The organism is Pedobacter ginsengisoli (assembly GCF_030244015.1).
In the GTDB taxonomy this organism is placed as follows: Bacteria; Bacteroidota; Bacteroidia; order Sphingobacteriales; family Sphingobacteriaceae; genus Pedobacter; species Pedobacter ginsengisoli.
In genome coordinates this window covers 258755-280276 of the sequence record NZ_JASSYX010000002.1, presented here as the reverse complement: position 1 = coordinate 280276, position 21522 = coordinate 258755, and the positions used below count along the sequence as shown (strand labels likewise).

Genomic DNA, 21522 nt, shown 5'->3' with positions numbered 1-21522 from the left:
TATCAAAATATTAAGTATCAAGTATCGAGCTAACACACGCGGTGCTATTTGCTGCTATTGTTAATTGTATAAGTAAAGTTCAATTGCGCTGAACGGCCCAGAATATTGGACACTGAGCAGTATTTGTCAAAGGTCAAAGCCAAAGCCCGCTCCACTTTTTGCGCACTCAGCTCCCCGTAAAGGTCAAAATGAATATCGATGACGTCAAAAATCGGCGGCATCTCTTCCTCTTTTCGCGTGGCCTTAATGCTGATCTTCAGATCATCCAGCGGTTCCTTTTGCTTGGTCAGCACATTGACCATATCGATCCCGCTGCAACCACCGAGGCCTACCAACAGCATTTCCATTGGCCTGAAACCTTTGCCCGTACCGCCTATGGCTTCCTTGGCATCCAGCTCTACTTTAAAACCTGATGAATTCTCCGCTTCAAAATTAAATTTGCCGCTTTTACGTACTAAATTGATTTCCATTATTGCTAGTTCAATGTTATTTCTTGCGTTGTTCTGTTATCACCTATGTTTTCCGTCCTTCGTTGCAGGTGCCTTCATGACAGAGTAGCTGAGGTAAACACACATTATAGTGTTCCTAAACGTTATAAAAAACCTGATTTTCCTTTTCCAGATCAGTCAGCCTGATCGCGGATCTAAAGATCCCGAATACAGATGAACCGCTTCCGCTCATCGCCGCATACACAGCACCTGCATCATAAAGCCTGGTTTTAATCTGTTCTGTTTCCGGATATTTCATAAAAACAGGCCCCTCAAAATCATTCTTCAGATCCGTTTTCCAGTTTTCCAAAGGCAAATGTATTAAATCTTTCAGCGAAGTACTAGAAATTGAAGGTGTAATTCCAAGGTAAGCAGCTGCAGTAGACACATGTACGGGCGGTTTCACCAATACGAGGTAATAATTTGACAAATCTATGTCGAGGGGCGCAAACTGATCGCCCCTGCCAAAGGCATACACCGGTCTGTTTTGGATAAAAAAAGCACAGTCAGCCCCCAGTGCCCTGGCATAATCCTCCATTTGCGGGACAGACAAGCCCAACCCAAATTTATCATTGACCAGTTTAATCAGAAAAGCAGCATCAGAAGAACCGCCGCCAAGCCCGGCCCCAACAGGAATATTTTTCAATAAAGTAATCTTTTGCGGAGGCAAAGCAAAATCCTGTTGCAATACCTGAAAAGCTTTAATACAAATGTTGTCCCGGGCGTCTCCGGGAATATCGGTTCCCCTGACCCCGCAGCTGTTCTGCTCTGCATCGGTGAGTTCGACCACATCATAGATCTTTACCGGGTAAAATACAGTTTCCAGGTTGTGGTAACCATCGGGTCTTTTTTCAGTAATATGAAGGCCAAGGTTAATTTTGGCATTGGCAAATGCGAGCATAAATGACCTGATTTTGTTTAATCTGCCAAACTTACGAAAAGGTCGTCTTAAGACCAATGCATTTGCGGTTGATTTTCTAATGCTTTCTGCTGTTGATAAGACTCCTTTATGACACCTTATCTTTATGAATTCTTCACAATTTCTTCAAAGGGGTCTCTAGGGGGTTGAATGGTCCCCTGAACCTTCTAACCTTTCAGAGACGGCTACCAGGTCTTCCGGCGGGCACGAAGTGCAATCGGAAGCATATAAGCAGCAAAGTAAAAGCAGGGCGTACCCGATGAAGTTCTCGAAGATATTCCGTACTTTTGTATACGTGGACAAAAACATTTTTTTAGTATTTCAATGAAGCAATATTTAGATTTAATGCAGCACGTGCTGGACCAGGGCACGCAAAAACACGACCGTACCGGAACAGGCACTATCAGCGTATTCGGATACCAGATGCGGTTTAACCTGCAGGACGGCTTTCCGATGGTGACTACAAAAAAGCTGCATCTAAAATCGATCATTCATGAACTCATCTGGTTTTTGAGCGGTGACACCAATATCAAATATTTAAAAGATAACGGAGTAAGGATCTGGGACGAATGGGCAGATGAAGATGGTAACCTAGGACCTGTATACGGCTCTCAATGGCGCTCATGGCCCAGGCCTGACGGCGGACACATTGATCAGATTACCAAGATTGTTGATACCATTAGAAATAACCCCGATTCCAGACGGATCATCGTTTCTGCCTGGAATGTTGCGGAAGTTGACAATATGGCCCTGCCGCCCTGCCATGCTTTTTTTCAGTTTTATGTGGCTGACGGCAAACTGAGCTGCCAGCTTTACCAAAGAAGTGCTGATATATTTTTAGGTGTACCTTTTAATATTGCTTCTTATGCACTGCTGACCATGATGGTCGCCCAGGTATGTGGCCTGCAGTATGGAGATTTCATCCACACGCTTGGTGACGCACATTTGTACAACAACCACATCGAGCAGGCAAAGCTGCAACTGAGCCGTGAGCCCAAAGTGCTTCCGGTCATGGAGATCAATCCTGAGGTAAAGGGCATTTTTGATTTCAAATTTGAAGATTTCACTTTGAAAGGTTACGATCCGCACCCGCACATTAAAGGAGCAGTAGCAGTATGATGGTCAGTATAGTAGTAGCCATCGCTGAAAACAATGCCATAGGAAAAGACAACGAGCTGCTATGGTACCTCCCTACAGACCTGAAACATTTCAAAACGATCACCAAAGGACATACGGTCATCATGGGCCGCAAGACCTTTGATTCTATTGGAAAGCCGCTGCCGCACCGGCGCAACATTGTGATCACCCGGTCCGGAGATCTGAAGATTGAGGGGGCAGAAGTTGTCAATACAATAGATGAGGCCCTGGCGCTCTGCGCCGGTGAGGAAGAGGTTTTTATAGTAGGCGGCGCCGAGATCTATAAACTCGCGATGGAAAAAACAGACCGTATTTATCTGACTACCGTACACCAGTCCTATGAGGCTGACGCTTATTTCCCCGGGATAAATCATAACCTATGGAAGGAAACAGCTTCGGAACGGCATGAGCCAGACGAAGTTAACAGTGTGGCCTTCACATTCTCCACATTGGAGCGTGTTTAGCACAGCCAAACATTACCAAACATTTGCCGGCGCGAATAGTTTTGAGTTCCATAATAAAAAATTCATAACGTGGCCTATTATTTAAAAAAATAATTAGATTTGCCGACTTGTTAAAAAACAGATATAGCTGATATAGACTAATAACTACAAACAAATGCAGGGTAAAGGTTTTATTAAATTTCTGGCAATACTACTGGGTATTGTCTGTGTGTATTCTCTCTCATTCAACTTTGTTACTTCAAAGGTTGAAAAAGACGCAAAGGCTTTTGCCAAAGGCGATCCAAATAAGGAAAAAGCTTATTTAGACTCTATGGCCACTGTACCGGTTTATCCGCTTTTGGGATTCAACTATCAGTTTTGTAAAGAAAAAGAGATCAACCTTGGACTTGACCTTAGGGGTGGTATGAACGTAACGATGGAGATATCGTTGGCGAACCTGGTTAAATCACTGGCAAACGAATCTGATGACGCCAATTTAAACCTTGCAATAAAAAACGCACAGGCACAGACCAGTGCCGGCGGTAAAGATTTTATTTCTGCTTTTGTAAATGAGTTTGAAAAAATAAATCCAAACGGAAAACTGGCTGATTATTTTTCAAACCAGGATAACGCTTCAGTTTTAAAACCAAATGCCACTAACAAAGAAGTAAAAGATTTCCTTACGAAAGAAGCAGATAACGCGATAGACCGTTCATTTATCATCATCCGCAGCCGTATTGATGGATTCGGAGTGGTGAGCCCGAATATGCAAAAGCAGGAAGGCACAAACCGTATCCTGATCGAATTGCCCGGTGTTGACGAAAGTGCCAAACAACGTGTACGTAAATTGTTGTCCGGCTCTGCGGAGCTGCAATTCTGGCATGTTTACAATAACGAGGAAGTGTATCCGATTATGGATAACATCAACAGGACACTTGCCGCTTCATTGAAAAGCACTGATACTGCAGCTGTTGCTAAAGGTGCGGCGGATACTGCTGCTAAATCAGAAAGTAAACTGGCAGGGCTGGCTAAAGCAAAAGATACTAAAGATACGTCAGCTACCGCCAAAATACTGGAGCAGACAAAATCCAATCCTTTGTTTGCCGTGCTAACCCCTCCTTCTTTTACAGCGGAAAACGGACAGCAATCTTTGCGTCCGGGACCAGTTGTGGGTTGGGTTGCTCAAAAAGATACAGCTAAAGTAAACGCATTCTTCAAAAGGCCGGAAATTGCATCCATCATCCCTCAGACCTATAAGTTTATGTGGGGTGTAAAACCTGCTGACCTGGGTGTTGCAAATACCAGCAAGATTTTTGAACTGTATGCAATAAAAGTAACTTCCCTTGACGGAAAACCGGATCTTGGTGGAGAAGCAGTAAGCAATGCACGTGACGATTTTAGCAGCGAAGACAACAAGCCCGAGGTTACCATGTATATGACTGGTGAAGGTGCTGCCAAATGGAAAAAAATGACTGCTGAGGCTTTTGCGGCCAAAGGTGCTATTGCAATTGTACTGGATAATCAGGTCTATTCCGCACCATCGGTGAATGGAGAAATTCCGGGTGGTGTTTCCCAGATCTCCGGAAACTTCAAACCAGAGGAAACCAAAGATTTGGCCAATGTGTTAAAGGCTGGTAAATTACCTGTGCCTGCGCACATCGTTGGTGAATATGTGGTGGGCCCAACCCTTGGTCAGGAGTCTATCAACAGTGGTCTGATCTCATCTATTGTCGGCTTGGTCGTAGTACTGATCTTCATGGCCATTTATTACAGTAAAGCTGGTTGGGTTGCCAATATCGCTTTGGTGACCAATTTATTCTTCCTGATCGGTGCCATGACCTCATTAGGAGCCGTGTGGACCCTGCCTGGTATTGCCGGTCTGGTATTGACTATCGGTATGGCAGTAGATGCCAACGTATTGATCTATGAGCGTATCAAGGAAGAGCTGGCAGCCGGTAAGGCTGTCCGTCAGGCAATTGCCGATGGTTATAGTAATGCATATTCTGCAATCATTGATTCTAATATTGTAACCTTAATAACAGGTATTATTTTATTCTACCTGGGTACAGGACCGATCAAGGGTTTTGCTACTACATTGGTACTCGGTATCATTACGTCTCTTTTCACATCGATCTTCATCACCCGTCTGGTATTCGAAGGCTTACTGAAAAAAGATGGTAAGATATCTTTCTCAATTCCTTTTACCGCAAACATTTTTAAAGACTCGAACTTTAATTTTGTAAGTGGCCGCCGTAAGTTTTATATTTTCTCATCTGTCATCATTATAGCAGGTATCATTTCCATCTTTACTAAAGGATTTAGTCTGGGTGTGGATTTTAAAGGTGGACGTGCGTATGTGGTTCAGTTTGAAAAAGACATCAGCACAATTGAGGTGAGAGATGCGCTGGATGACGAGTTTGGCCAGGCGCCGGAGGTGAAAACTTTTGGGATCGGTAATCAGGTCAGGATCACTACTTCTTATCTGATAGACCAAACCGATGAAAACATTGATGACCAGGTGGAACAAAAACTGGCCGCCGGTCTGAAAAGTTTAAAAAACCCGTATCAGATTAAGGATGCCCAGAAGATCGGCCCGACAATGGCCAATGACATTAAAACCTCTGCGATATGGGCAGTATTACTTGCCATCGTTGCAGTATTTATTTATATCGTGATCCGGTTTAAAAATGTTCAGTTTGGCCTGGCAGCGGTGATTGCATTATCTCATGACGTGCTGGTATTGCTGGCGATCTTCTCTATATTCAATGGCTGGCTGCCATTCTCCCTGGACATTGACCAACAGTTCATTGCGGCAATTCTAACCGTAATGGGTTATTCTATGAACGATACGGTTGTTGTATTTGACCGTGTAAGGGAATACCTGGGGCAAAGCCGTCACAAAAACGAAGATATGCCTACCATTGTAAACAATGCACTGAACAGCACGCTAAACCGGACCGTAGTTACGGGATTGTGTGTGATGCTTGCATTATTGGTATTGTTCTTCTTCGGTGGCGATATCCTGAGAGGGTTTTCGTTTGCAATGCTAATTGGTGTAATCTTCGGTACTTATTCATCATTGTTCGTAGCAACCCCATTTGTGGTGGAGTTTACGCGCAAAAGAGAAGATCAGGTTTACAAATAAGAGTTTTAAAGGCTTCTTTAATAAAAAAGGCATCCGGTTTGGATGCCTTTTTGTTTGTTGTGTATCTTTGTCCTAACTAACACAGGAAATTCCATAAAAGACGAATAAATGCAGCAACCGGTTAAATTGATTGAATGCCCGAGAGATGCCATGCAGGGCATCCACGATTTTATTCCTACCGATATCAAGGCCGCATACATCAACCTGCTCCTGCAGGTGGGATTTGATACCATAGACTTTGGAAGTTTTGTATCGCCCAGGGCCATACCTCAACTGCGCGATACCAGGGAAGTTTTAGCAAAGCTTGATCTTTCTGTTACCTCTTCAAGCCTTCTTGCCATTGTAGCCAATTTAAGAGGCGCCCAGGAGGCGGTATCATTTGAAGAGATCGATTACCTGGGCTTTCCTTTCTCTATCTCTGAGACCTTCCAGCAAAGAAATGCCAATACGACAATCTCGCAATCCATGGATATTGTAAAACAGATGATGGAATTGTGTGATAGGAATGACAAGACTGCTGTGGTCTATCTTTCTATGGGTTTTGGAAATCCCTACGGGGATCCCTGGAATGTGGAGATACTCGAGCAATGGGCAACTGAACTGGTAGACAACGGTGTGAAGGTCCTTTCTTTGTCGGACACTACCGGGGTCTCGTCGCCCGAGAAAATAAAGACGATATTGCCGGCACTGGTGTCAAAATTCAACTCGACAGAAATTGGCCTGCATTTGCACAGTACTCCTTCGACCCGGCAGGAGAAAATAGCAGCTGCATATGAATGCGGCTGTACGCGCTTTGACAGTGCGCTGAAAGGTTTTGGGGGCTGTCCTATGGCAGCAGATGCTCTGACAGGTAACCTGGCCACAGAAGATCTGATCAGTTATCTGAACACCAGAGGTCTGTCTTTAGATCTTGATATGGATAAATGGCAGGAAGCCCTGGCTTTTTCTTCGAAGGTCTTTTCATAGGAGGGAAAGCCCTTTACAATCTTTTTACCATTTTAAAGTGTTGAATACCGGCTTCTTCAAACTGCTCGCCTTCGGCGATGAAACCAAACCTGGAGTACATGCGCATGGCATCAAGCTGGGCATTGAGGTAAATGTAGCCAGCGTCTCCGGGCAGGTCAGACAAGGCTGCGGCAACGAGGGCCTGCCCTATTCTCTTGCCTCTGTGTTCCATTAAAACAGCAAAGCGCTCCAGCTTATAACCGTTATCTGTTTTACGCCAGCGGCAGGCGCCACAGGGTTCGCCGTTTAACAACGCAAGAAAGTGTACAGATTCTCCCTCATGCTCCCATTCCAGTTCAGGCGGACAGTTCTGTTCATCTACAAATACAGTTTTTCTTACCGCAAAGACTTTTTCCAAATCGTCTTTGCTATGTACTTTGTTTACCTGAAGTGTTTCCATAGTGGCAATTGCTTAATTAAAGAGATGATATAAAGATAATGTTTCCCATGTTTCTTAATGGTTATATGTTCGTCATGATAGGCATCCATAATTAATGTCAAGCCATAAACAAAAAAAGCGCCTTAAGTAATTCTCAAGGCGCTTCGTATTCCATATCCTATAGACAATTACAGTTTATCACTGGCGTCCTTACAGTTTAAATCTTCAAATGCCTGTTTCAGGCGTGCAACAAATTGCTCTTCGCCTTTACGTAACCAGACACGCGGATCATAATATTTCTTGTTGGGTTTATCTTCACCATCCGGGTTGCCGATCTGGCCCTGAAGATAGGCTTCATTGGCTTTATAATAATCCAGGATACCTTCCCAGAATGCCCATTGCATATCTGTATCAATATTCATTTTGATGGCACCGTAAGAAATGGCTTCTCTGATCTCTTCCTGAGAAGAACCTGAACCACCGTGGAATACAAAATTAATAGGTTTTTCAGCGGTCAATCCCAGTTTTTCTTTGATGTAATCCTGAGAGTTTTTAAGGATAACCGGCTGAAGCTTCACATTACCCGGTTTATATACACCATGAACATTACCAAAAGCGGCGGCCACCGTAAACTTATCACTGACCTTGCTCAGTTCCTGGTAAGCATAAGCTACTTCAGAAGGCTGGGTGTATAGTTTGGAACTGTCTACATCACTGTTATCAACGCCGTCCTCTTCACCGCCTGTTACACCAAGCTCGATCTCAATAGTCATTCCCATTTTTGACATACGCTCCAGGTATTTGGCAGAGATCTCCATGTTTTCTTCAATTGACTCTTCAGAAAGATCCAGCATGTGCGAGGAGAACAATGGCTTTCCGTGTTCTGCGAAGAACTGCTCGCCATGATCCAGCAATCCGTCTATCCATGGCAAAAGTTTTTTGGCAGCATGGTCAGTGTGCAATACAACAGCTACACCATAGTGTTCAGCCAATAAATGAACGTGCTTAGCTGCAGATACTGCACCTAAGATGCAGGCTTTCAAACCATCATTATTTAATGTCTTACCAGCATAAAACTGTGCTCCGCCATTAGATAATTGTATAATTACCGGTGAATTAACCGCCTTGGCAGTTTCCATCACTGCATTTATGGTGTTTGTGCCGGTAACATTTACTGCTGGTAATGCAAATTGATGTTTTTTTGCCTGTTCAAACAATTCCTGAACGGCATCTCCGTAAACTACGCCCTTGTAACCTTTTAAACTCATCTTTAATATTTTAATGTACGCCGAAGTTAGGAAAAATATCATTTTTGGCAAAGGTAAAGCGCATTATTTTGCATTAATATGCTTTCTTTCAGCACATTTTCATCCCAGACCGATATAAACGGCAGGGCACTTTCCGGTCATTAAAAACAACCTTAAACTGTTCTCATTTTTTTTTGTTTCTTTGTAGTCGCATTTTTCAGGAAATAACATGGCTTGGTTTAAGAGAGAAAAAAAAGGTATCAGTACCCTTACAGAAGAAAAAAAAGAAGCACCAGACGGTTTATGGAACAAATGTCCTAATTGTAAAAAGGCATTACACACCGCTGATCTTTTAGAAAATAAATACGTTTGTCAATATTGTGATTACCATTTGAGGGTAGGTTCCAAAGAGTACTTCCAGGTACTGTTTGATGAAAACCAGTTTACTGAACTGTTTCCGGACCTCAAGTCCGCCGATCCGCTGAATTTCACAGACACCAAACCTTATAAAGACAGATTGGTGGAAAGCATCGCTAAAACTGGCCTGAAAGACGCCATAAGAGCCGCACACGGCAAGATCGAAGGTGAAGATCTGGTTGTAGCCTGTATGGATTTTAATTTCATAGGCGGTTCCATGGGCTCTGTGGTGGGTGAAAAGATCGCCCGCAGCATCGATTATTCAATGAAGCACAAAATCCCTTTCCTGATGATTTCCAAATCCGGCGGTGCCCGGATGATGGAAGCGGCTTTTTCGTTAATGCAAATGGCCAAAACCTCAGCTAAATTAGCGCTGCTGAGCCAGGCAAAGATTCCATACATCTCTTTACTTACTGATCCTACTACCGGCGGCGTAACGGCATCCTATGCGATGCTCGGAGACATCAACATCGCTGAACCCGGTGCCCTGATAGGCTTCGCCGGACCAAGGGTCATCAAAGAAACCATTAAGAAAGACCTGCCTAAAGGCTTCCAGACTGCTGAATTCGTTTTAGAACATGGTTTCCTGGACTTTATAGTAGACCGCCGGGCGATGAAAGCAAAACTGGCTGCCTTTATTAAAATGATGAAACACTAAATGATAAGGATCTGCGAAGATCTTAAACTATATTAATAAAGAAGGCCGGCTCAATTGAACCGGCCTTCTTCGTTAAACATCCGTCATTGCGAGGCACGAAGCAATCTCATCATGTATGAGATTGCTTCGTGCCTCGCAATGACGTGAAGCTTATTATTCAGTTTGTTTATTTATCTCCCTGCCTTTCCACTTTGCTTTCCCTAAAATTTAGTGTCTTTGAGAGGACATAGGATTTGTGCCCTTTTTCAGGGCACAAGGTCCAGTCCGAAAAAAGATCACTCAATTTTACCTATCACTCAATTTTACCTTTTACTACTTATTAGCAGGATCAGTAGAAAGTGAATAAGGAAAAGCAGCCTCCGTTGTCCCTCTTGTCATATTCGGTTTGGCCGACATGTCAAAATCCAATACTGCACCTTTCAATAAACCAGAATGGCTCAGCCAGTTCTTGCTGTGCACCGCGCCATTGACCTTAAGTCCGTTCACATATTTATTTGCATCACTGTTAGCAGGTGCGTTGATCACGATCTGTTTGCCATTCTCCAGGTTCAGGGTCACTTTCTTAAAATAGGGCGTACCCAGAACATACTGGTCCGTAGCCGGAGTAACCGGATAGAAACCAAGTGCAGAGAATACATACCAGGCAGAAGTCTGACCATTGTCCTCATCGCCGCAATAGCCATCAGGTGTTGCCTTATACATCCTGTTCATGGTCTCACGTACCCAATACTGGGTTTTCCATGGTGCGCCGCCATAGTTGTACAAATAGATCATGTGCTGGATCGGCTGATTGCCATGCGCATACTGGCCCATATTGGCGATCTGCATCTCACGGATCTCATGGATCACACCACCATAATAACTGTCGTCAAATATCGGCGGAAGCGTGAACACAGAATCCAGCTTCTGAACAAACTTTTCCTTACCGCCCATTAATTTAGACAAGCCATCAATATCCTGGAATACTGACCAGGAATAATGCCAGCTGTTGCCCTCAGTAAACGCATCTCCCCATTTAAACGGATTGAACGGCGACTGAAAACTACCGTCTTTGTTTTTACCGCGCATCAGGCCGCTTGCCGGATCAAACAGCTTTTTGTAGTTCATTGCTCTTTTTTTGAAAATATCGATCTCAGAAGCTGGTTTTCCCAATGCCTTACCCAATTGATAAATGGCAAAATCATCATAAGAATACTCAAGTGTCCTGGCCGCATTTTCATTGATCTTCACATCATAAGGCACATAACCTAGTTCATTGTAATATTTAACACCCAAACGGCCAACAGCCGGCATCGGGCCTTCATTATCTGCACCATGTTTTACCGCATCCCAAAGTGTATTGATGTCATACCCGCGCAATCCTTTTATATAAGCATCAGCCACCACCGAAGCGGAGTTATTGCCCACCATGACACTCGCCAAGCCAGGACTGGACCATTCAGGCAGCCAGCCTCCTTCTTTAAAGTCATTGGCAAGACCTTCCTGCATCTCTTTGTTTATTGAAGGATACATCAGGTTCAGGAATGGGTAAAGCGCTCTGAAAGTATCCCAGAAGCCGGTTCCGCCAAACATATACCCAGGCAATATTTTGCCATTATAAGGACTCCAGTGCATGATTTTGTTGTTGGCATCCAATTCATATAGTTTATTCGGAAAGAATAGGGTACGGTAAAGGCAAGAGTAAAAAGTGCGGGCCTGATCGATTGTTCCGCCTTCAACGCTGATCCTGCTGAGTGTTTTATTCCAGACTGCTTTTGCTTTGTTTTTGGTCGCCTCAAAACTGTCATTCGCCAACTCTCTTTTCAAAGAAATATCTGCCTGCTCAATGCTGATGAAAGAAGAAGCAACTTTCATGTTTACCTGTTCACCCTTAGCAGTTTTGAATCCCACAACCGCTCCGGCATGATCAGCGGTCAGCTCCAGCACATCTTTCTGAAGATCATTACCCTTCCATGAACTTGCGGAAGTAAAAGGTTTATCAAAATAGATGACAAAGTAATTCTTGAAGTTTTCCGGCACCTTATGAGAATGCCTGGTGCTATAGCCAACGATCTTACGCTCCGATGGAATGATTTTTATGTAAGAGCCTTTATCAAAAGCATCGATAACTACGTAAGAGTCATCAGTTTCTGGAAACGTAAAACGAAATTGCGCAGCCCTTTCAGTAGGGGCGATTTCGGTAGTTACATCTGCGTCGGCAAGGTAAACGCTGTAGTAATAAGGTTTGACAGTCTCAGATTTATGAGAATACCAGCTTGCACGGTCGTCCTGGTTGAACCGAAGTTTACCGGTCACCGGCATGACCGAAAACTGACCATAATCGTTCATCCAAGGAGAAGGCTGGTGAGTCTGTTTAAACCCCCTGATCTTGTCCGCATCATAGGTATAGGCCCATCCGTCGCCCATTTTACCGGTTTGCGGAGTCCAGAAGTTCATGCCCCAGGGCACTGCTATCGACGGATAAGTATTTCCATTAGACAAAGAAGGCTTACTTGCGGTCCCCATCAGCGGATTGATCCATTCAACGGGGTCGGTAACCTTCCCAACTGTTTGTGCGGATGCACCAAACGACGCCACAACAAGTGAGGCGATTAAAATTTGTTTAATCATATTATTAAGGTTCATCTTATGTGCTACAATACAGGATTTTCAGTATACGCTTTCCACTGCTCATCTAGGGTTTTGCCTGTTTCTTTTTTCCAGATGTCATCAGTATAGGTGCGCGCACGGAGGCTGGCATCTAATTTTTTAACCAGATCTTTATTGCCATGGTTTTCAAGCCATACCAAAAATCTGGCAGTAATCCGGTAACTGTTGGTGTAACTCTGTGCAGGATTAAACTCAGTCAGCGTCCAGCCCGCGCCGGGGTTGTCCACTCCGAACTTATAACGCACAAAATCGGCAATGCCTTCGGTAAGCCAGCCTGGTCCCCTGGTACCGCCTGAGCGGCGGCGGCCTCCGTAATTCTGCACTACATGCATAACCTCATGCGTAACCACGTCTACATCACCCGGTTTCTTTCTGAAATACGCAGGATTGTAAACAATCCTGCCGCCTCCGGTCGCGGCCACACCTTTGTATGCAGTATCTATCTCAAAATTTACAGTTGTTGCAGCGGTGTCGTTGTATTCCTTTTTTAACAAGGGATATACCTTAAAAAAGGTTTCGATCATTCTTTTCTTCAATACAGGATCAAATGAAGCATCATTACTCGAAAAGTTTAGCGTAAGCCCGTCTTTTGTCACAGTTTCCTTTTCCTGCGCGCGAAGACCTCCTGTACCCAGGATAAACTGTCCGGCTATAAACAATAGCGTAAGTTTTTTGTTCATATTGGTTAAATTATAAAACGTTTTAGCACACAAATAAACAGAATTAAAAAGAAAAAACTCAATTCCACAGGTAAAAATTTAGAAGCAATATAGAGTTTTAACTCTATTTAATAAAACAAAAAACACAGCCCTGTTTTGGACTGTGTTTCGGGGAACTGCACGCCGTTCCTTTTCTGCTATCTTTTATTTCCTTTATTCTGTTCCCGGCGTTACGCCCGGCTCATGGCTGGATCCCAGCGGTTTATTCTTGCGTCCGGGCATTTTAGTGAGTGAAGACCTGTCAAAGCTATTGGCTGATGAAGTTTCGCCACTGGTCTGATTTTCGCTCCGGTCGTCGGTTTCCTTATACACCTTTCTCTTTTTCTCCTGATTATCTTTAACTGAATTGTTCATCATTTCAAAGGTTTAGTGATCAATAAACGTTTGTTTATAATAACACCTTTGAATATTTATTGTTTAATTATTTTAAACAGATACATTCTGACTGACAATCTGTTTTACCTTATCCACCACGAAATCCAGTTCTTCCCGGGTATTATACTTACTAAAAGAAAACCTTATGGATGGGCGGTTGGGATCGGCAGCGATGCCAGTAAGGACGTGCGAGCCAATATTTGAGCCTGAAGAGCATGCACTGCCACCTGATGCAGAAACACCGCTGATATCGAGATTGAACAATAGCATATCAGACATGTCCATTGCCGGGAACGAAACATTAAGCACTGTATATAAACTCTTGTCGGCATCTGTTTCCCCATTAAAGAAAAGATCGGGAACTTCTGAACTCAGTTTATCTTTCAGGTAAGTCTTCAGCTCCTGTATATATATTTGATGCGCCTCCATTTCTGCATAGGCCATTTGCAATGCTTTCGCAAGACCAACGATACCATACACATTCTCTGTCCCCCCTCTCATGTTGCGTTCCTGCGCGCCGCCGGAAATCATCGGGCTGATCTTGATGGCATGATTCACATATAGGAAACCGACACCCTTGGGCCCGTGCAATTTATGTGCAGCACAAACAATAAAATGAGCTTTAAGTTTCCTAACATCATGTTTGTAATGTCCCATGGTCTGTACTGTGTCGCAATGATAAATGGCATTGTAAGCTTCACAAATGTCTCCTACCCGCTCTATATCCGTCAATGTTCCAATCTCATTATTGGCGTGCATCAGTGAAACAAAAGAACGCTCATTGTTCTTCAGCAGTTCTTCCAGGTGCCCATAGTCAATGTTTCCTTTGGCATCTACATTGACGAAACTCAGCTTATCGATAACACCCTGCTGCAACAGCATGTTTAACGTGTGCTCTACCGCATGGTGCTCGATTTTTGAGGTAATGGCATGTTTGATGTTAAATGCAGCAATACCACTGCGAATAGCGGTATTATCGGCTTCGGTACCTCCCGACGTAAAGAAGATCTCTGCAGGTGTGGCGTTCAGCAAGCCGGCAACAGTCTTCCTTGCTTTTTCTATCAGGGTACGTACTTCGCGGCCCTGGGCATGTATAGAAGAAGGGTTGCCGTAGTACCTCTGCATCACGTTTACCATCTCTGCTATGACCTCGGGATCCAAAGGTGTTGTCGCTGCATTGTCCAGATAAATCCTTTCCATTGCTTAACTCAGCTTTAATATCTCTTTGATATCAGAGATGATCTTCGCGGCGAGGTTCTCCGCCACTGTTTCAGTACCGGCCTCACTGTAGATCCTGATGATCGGTTCGGTGTTTGATTTTCTTAAATGCACCCACTCCTTGTCAAACTCTATTTTCAAACCGTCAATCGTAGAATTCGGCTGATTTTTATAGCGCTCCTGTACTTTCAGCAAGAGGGCATCTATGTCCATTTCCGGAGTCAGCGTGATTTTATTTTTTGAAATATGATAAGCCGGATAGGTACTGCGCAACACCGAAATTGGTTTGCCAAATTTCGCAAGATGTGTCAGGAACAAGGCAATTCCAACCAACGCATCACGGCCGTAATGCAGCTCAGGATAGATGATACCGCCATTTCCTTCGCCGCCTATGATCGCATTGGTCGCCTTCATTTTGTTGACTACGTTTACTTCACCCACCGCCGCAGCATTGTATTCGCCTCCGGCCTTTTCAGTCACATCTCTCAATGCCCTGGTCGATGACAGATTGGAAACTGAATTGCCTGGTGTATTTTTTAATATATAATCTGCTACAGCAACCAGCGTATATTCTTCGCCAAACATACTTCCGTCTTCATTGACAAAGCAAAGGCGGTCCACATCAGGATCCACGACAATACCGAGATCTGCATTCTTGCTTTGTACTATCTTAGCGATTTCAGTAAGGTTTTCCGGCAGCGGCTCAGGATTATGCGGAAAATGACCGTTCGGCTCACAATACAATTCATAGACGGTTTTTACCCCAAGGGCTTTCAGCAGCGCAGGAATAAATATTCCGCCGCTGGAATTTACGCAGTCTATAGCGATCTTGAAGTTGGCTGCCTTTATCGCCTCCACATCCACAAGCGGAAGTGTCAGGATCACATCTATATGTTTTTGAAGATAGGTATCGTTGCCGGTTACTTTGCCCAGGTCGTCTACATCTGCAAATGCAAATTCAGCTCTTTCTGCAATGTCAAGAACCTCTTTTCCATCAGCATCACTGATAAACTCGCCATCGGCATTCAGCAGTTTCAGGGCGTTCCATTGTTTGGGATTGTGGCTGGCCGTCAAAATAATACCACCGCCAGCCTGCTCCATTGGCACCGCGATCTCTACAGTAGGTGTGGTGGAAAGACCAAGATCAATCACTTCTATACCCAAACCCTGTAAGGTGCCTATAACCAGGTTATTCACCATTTCACCAGAGATCCTGGCATCTCTGCCCAGCACGATTTTTCTGTTATTGGTCTTGCTGACTACCCATGAACCATAAGCAGCAGTAAATTTTACAATGTCAATTGGGGTTAAACCATCACCGGCGATACCACCGATCGTTCCCCTGATACCAGAGATAGATTTTATAAGTGTCAAAGTATTTGTTTTTTTTCAAAAGTAGCAAAAAAACAGGAAACGACTTATTTTAGGTTTGTCCCTGTAAAGAAAATTACACGATTAAAACTTTAACTACTCCCCAAATAATCCTGCCGTATGCATTTCAAAATGCTATCTTTGTATTTTTCTAAAACATCAAAAATACAGCTCTATGCAGCGAAAATGGTTTCAATATTGGTTCAACTCGCCTTTTTATCATATATTATATAGCCAGCGGGATGATGCCGAAGCAGAATTTCTGATTGATAACCTTTCCGCTTATTTAAAACCAGAAGCAAATTCCAGGATTCTTGACATTGCCTGCGGCAGAGGCAGGCATGCTGTATATCTCCACAAAAAAGGATATGATGTAACCGGTATTGACCTTTCAGAGCAAAGCATTAAATATGCGCAGCAATTTGAGCAAAAGAACCTGCATTTCTTTGTTCACGACATGCGGAGACTGGCATTTATCAATTATTTTGACATTGCTCTCAACATGTTCACCAGTTTTGGATACTTTGAAACAGAAAAAGATCATGTGAATGCGCTGAAATCCTTTAGAAAAGGCCTCAAGGCTGACGGAACTTTAGTCATAGATTATTTCAATACCCAAAAGATCATCAAAAACCTGACCAGCCAGGAAATCAAAACACTGGATGGCATAGAGTTCCACCTGCATAAATTCGTGTCAGACGGAAAAATCATCAAGCATATTAACTTTGAGCACAGAAACAAAGTTTATGCTTTCGAAGAGCGGGTACAGGCCTTTACCCTGGCAGATTTTGAACGTATGTTTGAGAAGAGCGGCCTTCACATCAGTGCGACATTCGGCAGCTATGGCCTGGATCCTTACGATGCAGAAAAATCTGATCGTTTGATCTTAATCTGTAAAAAAGCATGATAGAGAGCCTGATGCAATTTGATACGGATCTTTTTTTAAAGATCCACAGGGGACTCAGCAATCCGTTTTTTGACTGGCTCTTTCCGATCATGCGCAACAGGTTTACCTGGGCACCTTTATACTTGTTCATCATCATTTTCTGTTTTAGGGAATACAAAAAAAAAGGCTGGTACATTATAGGAATGCTGCTCTTTACATTTGCCATGGGCGATCTGCTGGCATCAAGACTGATCAAACCTTTTGTATTCAGACTAAGGCCCTGCAACGAGCCTGATCTTGTCGATGAGATCATTCACCGCATACCTTGCGGAAGCGGCTACAGCTTTCCTTCTGCACACGCCACAAATCATTTTGCAATTGCGATATTCCTGATCGTTGTATTTTACAGCAGGTGGAAACCGGTTCTTCCCCTTGGCCTGGCCTGGGCTTTTATCATCTCCTTCTCTCAGATCTATGTGGGTGTCCATTATCCGCTGGATACCCTGGCAGGGGCAATTCTGGGAACACTAATAGGGCTTACGACCTCAAAATTATACAAAACGCTACAACCGACATTATAATGGAAATCTGGAAGATATTTATATTATTTCTTAGTGCTTTTTCAGGCGGGGCCGCCATTTTTTTGGTTAAAAGCGATAAATCCCAGCTTTTAAAGCTTATTCTTTCTTTCAGCGGAGCGTACCTTTTTGCCATCACTGTGCTGCACCTCATCCCCGATGCCTACAACAGCTCAGATGGTGAAGAAATCGGAATATTTATATTGGTAGGCTTTTTACTTCAGGTTTTCCTGGAACAGTTTTCAGAAGGAGTTGAACACGGCCACATCCACAAACACCACGGGAGCCATGCATTTCCGTATGGCATTATGGTCAGCCTGTGTTTACATGCCTTTTTGGAAGGAATGCCTCTGGCTAAGGATCAGCACAATGCACTGATATTCGGTATCGCATTGCACCATATTCCGGCGGCATTCGCGTTAGCCAGTATATTGATGCAAAACCATTTCAACAAAAAGAATATCATTATTTATATTTCTGTTTTTGCACTGATGGCGCCACTGGGTTTCTATGTAAGCTATGGCCTTAGCAACGGCACCATCGGCGGTGTGGAAGATTATTTCAATAAGATCATGGGTATAGTGATTGGTATCTTTCTGCACATCTCTACCACGATCCTGTTTGAATCAAGTGTAGACCATAAGGTGAGCAAAAGAAAAATGATTGCTGTTTTATGCGGCATAGGCATCGCGCTGATCGGTTACTTTACCTCAGCACATACACACTAACCTCTCATTTTATCCAGCAGGACATTCAATTGTGCGGCTTCGTGCTCGGTCAGATTTGAAGAAATAATACCGGAGATATTGACCTCCTTATCCATCTGGTCAAGCAGCCCCAGCCCTTTAGCGCTGATCAAAATGTCAACTGCGCGCTTGTCAGACCCGTTTGCTTTTTTAAATACAAGACCCTTTTGCACCAGGCGGTCCACGATCCTCGAAGCATCACTCATTTTATCCAGCATCCTGGACCTGAGCAGGTTTATAGTCGAGGGTCTGGGATGCTGACCTCTAAGTATCCTTAATATATTAAATTGCTGTGTGGTAATCTCATAGGGCACAATGATCTGTTTTAACCTGTCAATGCACCAGGAATAGGTATATAAAACATTCACTATAGCCTGCTGATGTTCACTCTCAAACTGAGTAGTATAGGTTTCTTTCTGCAATTGCATGTCTGGTTACTTCTACTTTATTGCTTTTTATCCGGTGCATCTTTTACTTTTTCCTTGCCAAATCCCCATGGACAATGCCTGCATTTATTCTTACAGCAATAGCCCCTCTTTAAATGGTAGGCCTCAGTGAAAACCATAAAACCATTTTCATTGAAATAAAAGTCTATACCTTCCTTCATCAGTTAAGCAATTTAACGACCAAACTTTTTTCGTAATGCTTCTGCAATTGGAATCCATTCCCGTGATTGGTCCAAACCTGCTGAGGTTTAACCTGTTCTATTGTTGTGACGATGTCGTTCCAGTCCGCATGATCGGAGATGTACAACTGAATTTCATGGGCGCTTTGCAAGTGCTTCCAACCAGTAGCAAATACCCTTACAACATTGATAGCCTTAAAATAGCTTCTGAATACCATTGGCGGCACCATATAGACCATTCCCGTAACATTGTTCTTCATTACTTTACGGTCATAAACCTCATACCTGCCCACATTTACACCCATATGTTCATATATCTTCACAAACGGCATCATGCTATGGTGCAGCAATATCCTTTTTTCAGTACAATGATCACTGATCAGGCTGATCAGGCGCTGGCACTTTCCGAGCGCATAAGCGCCCAGCATGATGTTGTTTGGTGTTGAACTGAGCTTTAAGATCTCCTGCTCCGCGACAGGATGTTGCGTATCCGGGTCCGCAAAAGTCGTCTCCGTGATCAGCACATCTGCATTGACAAATTCAACCGGCTCACAAGTCTTATCAGGCTGCAGCTTGTAATCCCCGGTATAAAGATATCTTACGCCATTGTATTCCATCAGTACCATTGCCGAACCCAGTATATGCCCGGCAGGAATAAAGCTGATCTTTACTCCGTTTACCTCAAATACTTCATGATAATTACTAATGTGAAATGCTCCACCCGCAAACTTCTTATACCTGTGCAGCATAAAAAGTGAAGTAGCTTCAGTACAGTAAACCTCCAGGTTGCCGCCTACAGCATGATCACCATGGGCGTGCGAGATGACGGCATGTTTTACCGGTTCTTTGGGATCCAGGTAAAATTTCCCATAACTGCAATACAGACCGATATTGTCGATCACAATAAAATCATCTAATATCATCTATATATTTGTGCTTAAGAATACCTGATGCAGCCGCAGTACCTGTTCAATCAAAGATTCGCTTTCGTTATTTTGGACGATGTGGTCTGCCAGTTTGAGTTTTTGCCGGTCCGTAAACTGCTTGTCCATCCGCGCTTTTACTGCATCAGCGCTAACCCCATCACGCTGCATCACACGGTCCAGCTTTAATTTTTCAGGCGCGACAACCAGGATATTCAGATCGCACAGTTGGTACGAACCACTTTCAAATAAGAGTGCCGCTTCTTTAAGAACATAGAATGTATCAGCCGGCAGAACCGCTGTCCAGCTATCAAAGGCCCTGAATACAGCCGGATGAACCAGGGCATTCAATTTCGCCAGTTCCGCAGTATTGTTAAAAACGATACTTGCGATGTGCTTGCTATTTAAAACTCCGTTATCAAAATAACTTTCCTTTCCAAAAGTATTTTTTATCCCCTCCATAAGGATGACATCTTCAACCATGATTTGTTTCGCAGCCGTATCAGCATAAAACACCGGAACGCCCAATGTTTCAAAAATCCTGCAGACCGTAGTTTTCCCGCTGCCTATACCTCCTGTGATTCCTACTTTAAGCATTATTTCTCTATAATAAAATCTACTTTGCCAGGACTAATCCTTATCAGCCTGCAATAGTCCGGAAAACGGCTGAGCGTAACCCTAAGCTGACTGTGCTTACGTATCTTCCAATCGTCAATATCGACCACAGCATCCATAAAATTCTCGTTGATGGTCTGATACTTGGAAAGCGCAACCAGAAAAGTGACCTTAACTTTCTTCGGAAAAAGTTTGATGTCATAATATTCCTTGTTGTTAATGACCGTTACTGGAATCTCTATTGTCTTTTCAGTAAATTCATCAACGGGAACTTTTACTTCAATGCTGGCAGGAAAAATGTTCACATTTTTCATCCTGTTGCCCAGCGTCGTTACCCTTGACACAGCTGTACGCTGCAGGTCTTTCAATCTCAGCGTATCCGTCGCCCAATATTTTATTTTTTCCAGTTCCTCTTCAGGGCCTGATAGGGTTACATATTCCGGGACAAGTTCAATATCACTGGAAATGTCATACTGCTTTGCAAATGTAAAATCCGAGACCAGTTTTACCGGGACCCGTTTTACAGTCCTTTCAGAGAAGTCAAAGTAGAGTGTATCCGGTCTTACAGAAATGATCTTTTGTGAGCTCTCGAGCTGTTTGTTTACGTTATAGAGTTGCTCTGAAAATAAAATAAAATTCCGGCTGTTCAGCTTTTCCAGGCTAATGGCAATAGACTGGGGGTTAATTCTCAACCTGGCAAACAACAGCTGCCATCCCGTACCCTCAACCTGCAGGTCAACAGTATCAGACTGCAGGGCATGAAATGCACGTTTTTGGGGGAAATTCTTATAGACCAATACCGTTTTGGCCGTATAAACATATTTATTCTTTAAAGACAGGAACAGCCAGGCCCCGATTGCCATCAACAGACAAGTCAGCAACGTCAGTATACGCTTTCGTTCTATTTTTGTAAGTTTTATAAACGGCATGATGGTAAAGTAAACAAAAATATTTTTAGGTTCGAATTTACTAAAACAAA

Annotated in this window: 22 protein-coding genes; 8 read left to right on the top strand and 14 right to left on the bottom strand. The window is 43.5% G+C overall.

The window, feature by feature from the left end; translation table 11 throughout:
- Positions 1-44: 44 nt before the first annotated feature.
- Together QEP08_RS08370 and ispE are read right to left on the bottom strand one after the other, a co-directional pair.
- Positions 45-470 (bottom strand): OsmC family protein, encoded by a 426-nt coding sequence (locus QEP08_RS08370; protein ID WP_285057273.1) that lies wholly within the window; start codon positions 468-470, stop codon positions 45-47.
- Positions 471-585: 115 nt separating this feature from the next.
- Positions 586-1389 carry a 4-(cytidine 5'-diphospho)-2-C-methyl-D-erythritol kinase gene (gene ispE / locus QEP08_RS08365; RefSeq protein ID WP_285057272.1) on the bottom strand — a complete coding sequence of 268 codons (804 nt, stop codon included), beginning with the start codon at positions 1387-1389 and terminating at the stop codon, positions 586-588.
- A gap of 342 nt (positions 1390-1731) precedes the next feature.
- Between ispE and QEP08_RS08360 the strand changes: the two genes are divergently transcribed.
- The 4 genes from QEP08_RS08360 (at position 1732) to QEP08_RS08345 (ending at position 7098) form a co-directional block, all read left to right on the top strand.
- Positions 1732-2526, top strand: a complete 795-nt coding sequence (locus QEP08_RS08360) for a thymidylate synthase (protein WP_285057271.1) — start codon at positions 1732-1734, stop codon at positions 2524-2526.
- Complete coding sequence (locus QEP08_RS08355; protein ID WP_285057270.1) at positions 2523-3008, top strand: dihydrofolate reductase; 486 nt, start codon at positions 2523-2525, stop codon at positions 3006-3008. Before QEP08_RS08360 ends, QEP08_RS08355 begins: the two co-directional genes overlap by 4 nt.
- 154 nt (positions 3009-3162) lie before the next feature.
- The gene (gene secDF / locus QEP08_RS08350; protein ID WP_285057269.1) at positions 3163-6132 is read left to right on the top strand and encodes a protein translocase subunit SecDF; all 2970 of its coding nucleotides are present in this window, start codon (positions 3163-3165) and stop codon (positions 6130-6132) included.
- Between the two features lie 108 nt (positions 6133-6240).
- Positions 6241-7098 (top strand): hydroxymethylglutaryl-CoA lyase, encoded by an 858-nt coding sequence (locus QEP08_RS08345; protein WP_285057268.1) that lies wholly within the window; start codon positions 6241-6243, stop codon positions 7096-7098.
- Between the two features lie 13 nt (positions 7099-7111).
- Here QEP08_RS08345 and QEP08_RS08340 read toward each other — a convergent pair whose 3' ends face one another.
- Complete coding sequence (locus QEP08_RS08340) at positions 7112-7537, bottom strand: GNAT family N-acetyltransferase (RefSeq protein WP_285057267.1); 426 nt, start codon at positions 7535-7537, stop codon at positions 7112-7114.
- A 167-nt stretch (positions 7538-7704) separates the two neighbouring features.
- Positions 7705-8784 (bottom strand): class II fructose-bisphosphate aldolase, encoded by a 1080-nt coding sequence (fbaA, locus tag QEP08_RS08335; protein ID WP_285057266.1) that lies wholly within the window; start codon positions 8782-8784, stop codon positions 7705-7707.
- 208 nt (positions 8785-8992) lie between these two features.
- On the opposite strand from fbaA, the gene accD reads away from it, so the two are divergent.
- The gene (gene accD, locus QEP08_RS08330) at positions 8993-9838 is read left to right on the top strand and encodes an acetyl-CoA carboxylase, carboxyltransferase subunit beta (protein WP_285057265.1); all 846 of its coding nucleotides are present in this window, start codon (positions 8993-8995) and stop codon (positions 9836-9838) included.
- A gap of 312 nt (positions 9839-10150) precedes the next feature.
- On the opposite strand, the gene QEP08_RS08325 is transcribed toward accD, so the two are convergent.
- The 5 genes from QEP08_RS08325 to glmM all read right to left on the bottom strand — a co-directional run bounded on the left by QEP08_RS08325 (position 10151) and on the right by glmM (position 16173).
- Positions 10151-12448 (bottom strand): GH92 family glycosyl hydrolase, encoded by a 2298-nt coding sequence (locus QEP08_RS08325; protein ID WP_285057264.1) that lies wholly within the window; start codon positions 12446-12448, stop codon positions 10151-10153.
- A gap of 23 nt (positions 12449-12471) precedes the next feature.
- Positions 12472-13167: a basic secretory protein-like protein gene (locus QEP08_RS08320; protein WP_285057263.1), complete on the bottom strand. Its 696-nt coding sequence runs from the start codon at positions 13165-13167 to the stop codon at positions 12472-12474.
- Positions 13168-13359: 192 nt separating this feature from the next.
- Complete coding sequence (locus QEP08_RS08315) at positions 13360-13563, bottom strand: hypothetical protein (protein WP_285057262.1); 204 nt, start codon at positions 13561-13563, stop codon at positions 13360-13362.
- Between the two features lie 69 nt (positions 13564-13632).
- Positions 13633-14781, bottom strand: a complete 1149-nt coding sequence (locus QEP08_RS08310) for a cysteine desulfurase family protein (RefSeq protein ID WP_285057261.1) — start codon at positions 14779-14781, stop codon at positions 13633-13635.
- A gap of 3 nt (positions 14782-14784) precedes the next feature.
- Positions 14785-16173: a phosphoglucosamine mutase gene (glmM, locus tag QEP08_RS08305; protein WP_285057259.1), complete on the bottom strand. Its 1389-nt coding sequence runs from the start codon at positions 16171-16173 to the stop codon at positions 14785-14787.
- Between the two features lie 172 nt (positions 16174-16345).
- Here glmM and QEP08_RS08300 point away from each other — a divergent pair, with 172 nt between their 5' ends.
- The 3 genes from QEP08_RS08300 to QEP08_RS08290 are packed head-to-tail and all read left to right on the top strand — an operon-like array spanning position 16346 to position 18362.
- On the top strand, positions 16346-17077 hold the full coding sequence (locus tag QEP08_RS08300; RefSeq protein WP_285057258.1) for a class I SAM-dependent methyltransferase: 732 nt from the start codon (positions 16346-16348) through the stop codon (positions 17075-17077).
- On the top strand, positions 17074-17637 hold the full coding sequence (locus QEP08_RS08295; RefSeq protein WP_285057256.1) for a phosphatase PAP2 family protein: 564 nt from the start codon (positions 17074-17076) through the stop codon (positions 17635-17637). Before QEP08_RS08300 ends, QEP08_RS08295 begins: the two co-directional genes overlap by 4 nt.
- Positions 17637-18362 carry a ZIP family metal transporter gene (locus QEP08_RS08290; protein WP_285057254.1) on the top strand — a complete coding sequence of 242 codons (726 nt, stop codon included), beginning with the start codon at positions 17637-17639 and terminating at the stop codon, positions 18360-18362. The genes QEP08_RS08295 and QEP08_RS08290 overlap by 1 nt, the downstream gene beginning before the upstream one ends.
- On the opposite strand, the gene QEP08_RS08285 is transcribed toward QEP08_RS08290, so the two are convergent.
- From QEP08_RS08285 to QEP08_RS08265, 5 genes are read right to left on the bottom strand one after another with little or no spacing between them, the layout of a single operon-like run.
- Positions 18359-18808 (bottom strand): MarR family winged helix-turn-helix transcriptional regulator, encoded by a 450-nt coding sequence (locus QEP08_RS08285; protein WP_285057251.1) that lies wholly within the window; start codon positions 18806-18808, stop codon positions 18359-18361. The genes QEP08_RS08290 and QEP08_RS08285 overlap by 4 nt on opposite strands.
- A 17-nt stretch (positions 18809-18825) precedes the next feature.
- Complete coding sequence (locus tag QEP08_RS08280) at positions 18826-18987, bottom strand: C1orf53 family protein (RefSeq protein WP_285057250.1); 162 nt, start codon at positions 18985-18987, stop codon at positions 18826-18828.
- Positions 18987-19928 (bottom strand): MBL fold metallo-hydrolase, encoded by a 942-nt coding sequence (locus tag QEP08_RS08275; protein ID WP_285057248.1) that lies wholly within the window; start codon positions 19926-19928, stop codon positions 18987-18989. The genes QEP08_RS08280 and QEP08_RS08275 overlap by 1 nt, the downstream gene beginning before the upstream one ends.
- Complete coding sequence (gene coaE, locus QEP08_RS08270) at positions 19929-20525, bottom strand: dephospho-CoA kinase (RefSeq protein ID WP_285057246.1); 597 nt, start codon at positions 20523-20525, stop codon at positions 19929-19931.
- Complete coding sequence (locus QEP08_RS08265; RefSeq protein WP_285057244.1) at positions 20525-21472, bottom strand: CdaR family protein; 948 nt, start codon at positions 21470-21472, stop codon at positions 20525-20527. Before QEP08_RS08265 ends, coaE begins: the two co-directional genes overlap by 1 nt.
- Between the last annotated feature and the right edge of the window lie 50 nt (positions 21473-21522).

Bases quoted from the DNA above. Each gene is read 5' to 3' on its own strand.
- QEP08_RS08320 (WP_285057263.1), bottom strand. From the start codon at position 13,167: ATGAACAAAAAACTTACGCTATTGTTTATAGCCGGACAGTTTATCCTG.
- QEP08_RS08355 (WP_285057270.1), top strand. From the start codon at position 2,523: ATGATGGTCAGTATAGTAGTAGCCATCGCTGAAAACAATGCCATAGGA.
- QEP08_RS08310 (WP_285057261.1), bottom strand. From the start codon at position 14,781: ATGGAAAGGATTTATCTGGACAATGCAGCGACAACACCTTTGGATCCC.
- QEP08_RS08275 (WP_285057248.1), bottom strand. From the start codon at position 19,928: ATGATATTAGATGATTTTATTGTGATCGACAATATCGGTCTGTATTGC.
- QEP08_RS08370 (WP_285057273.1), bottom strand. From the start codon at position 470: ATGGAAATCAATTTAGTACGTAAAAGCGGCAAATTTAATTTTGAAGCG.
- QEP08_RS08340 (WP_285057267.1), bottom strand. From the start codon at position 7,537: ATGGAAACACTTCAGGTAAACAAAGTACATAGCAAAGACGATTTGGAA.
- QEP08_RS08345 (WP_285057268.1), top strand. From the start codon at position 6,241: ATGCAGCAACCGGTTAAATTGATTGAATGCCCGAGAGATGCCATGCAG.
- QEP08_RS08265 (WP_285057244.1), bottom strand. From the start codon at position 21,472: ATGCCGTTTATAAAACTTACAAAAATAGAACGAAAGCGTATACTGACG.
- QEP08_RS08295 (WP_285057256.1), top strand. From the start codon at position 17,074: ATGATAGAGAGCCTGATGCAATTTGATACGGATCTTTTTTTAAAGATC.
- QEP08_RS08315 (WP_285057262.1), bottom strand. From the start codon at position 13,563: ATGATGAACAATTCAGTTAAAGATAATCAGGAGAAAAAGAGAAAGGTG.
- secDF (WP_285057269.1), top strand. From the start codon at position 3,163: ATGCAGGGTAAAGGTTTTATTAAATTTCTGGCAATACTACTGGGTATT.
- QEP08_RS08325 (WP_285057264.1), bottom strand. From the start codon at position 12,448: ATGATTAAACAAATTTTAATCGCCTCACTTGTTGTGGCGTCGTTTGGT.
- coaE (WP_285057246.1), bottom strand. From the start codon at position 20,525: ATGCTTAAAGTAGGAATCACAGGAGGTATAGGCAGCGGGAAAACTACG.
- QEP08_RS08285 (WP_285057251.1), bottom strand. From the start codon at position 18,808: ATGCAATTGCAGAAAGAAACCTATACTACTCAGTTTGAGAGTGAACAT.
- QEP08_RS08290 (WP_285057254.1), top strand. From the start codon at position 17,637: ATGGAAATCTGGAAGATATTTATATTATTTCTTAGTGCTTTTTCAGGC.
- QEP08_RS08280 (WP_285057250.1), bottom strand. From the start codon at position 18,987: ATGAAGGAAGGTATAGACTTTTATTTCAATGAAAATGGTTTTATGGTT.
- QEP08_RS08300 (WP_285057258.1), top strand. From the start codon at position 16,346: ATGCAGCGAAAATGGTTTCAATATTGGTTCAACTCGCCTTTTTATCAT.
- accD (WP_285057265.1), top strand. From the start codon at position 8,993: ATGGCTTGGTTTAAGAGAGAAAAAAAAGGTATCAGTACCCTTACAGAA.
- ispE (WP_285057272.1), bottom strand. From the start codon at position 1,389: ATGCTCGCATTTGCCAATGCCAAAATTAACCTTGGCCTTCATATTACT.
- QEP08_RS08360 (WP_285057271.1), top strand. From the start codon at position 1,732: ATGAAGCAATATTTAGATTTAATGCAGCACGTGCTGGACCAGGGCACG.
- fbaA (WP_285057266.1), bottom strand. From the start codon at position 8,784: ATGAGTTTAAAAGGTTACAAGGGCGTAGTTTACGGAGATGCCGTTCAG.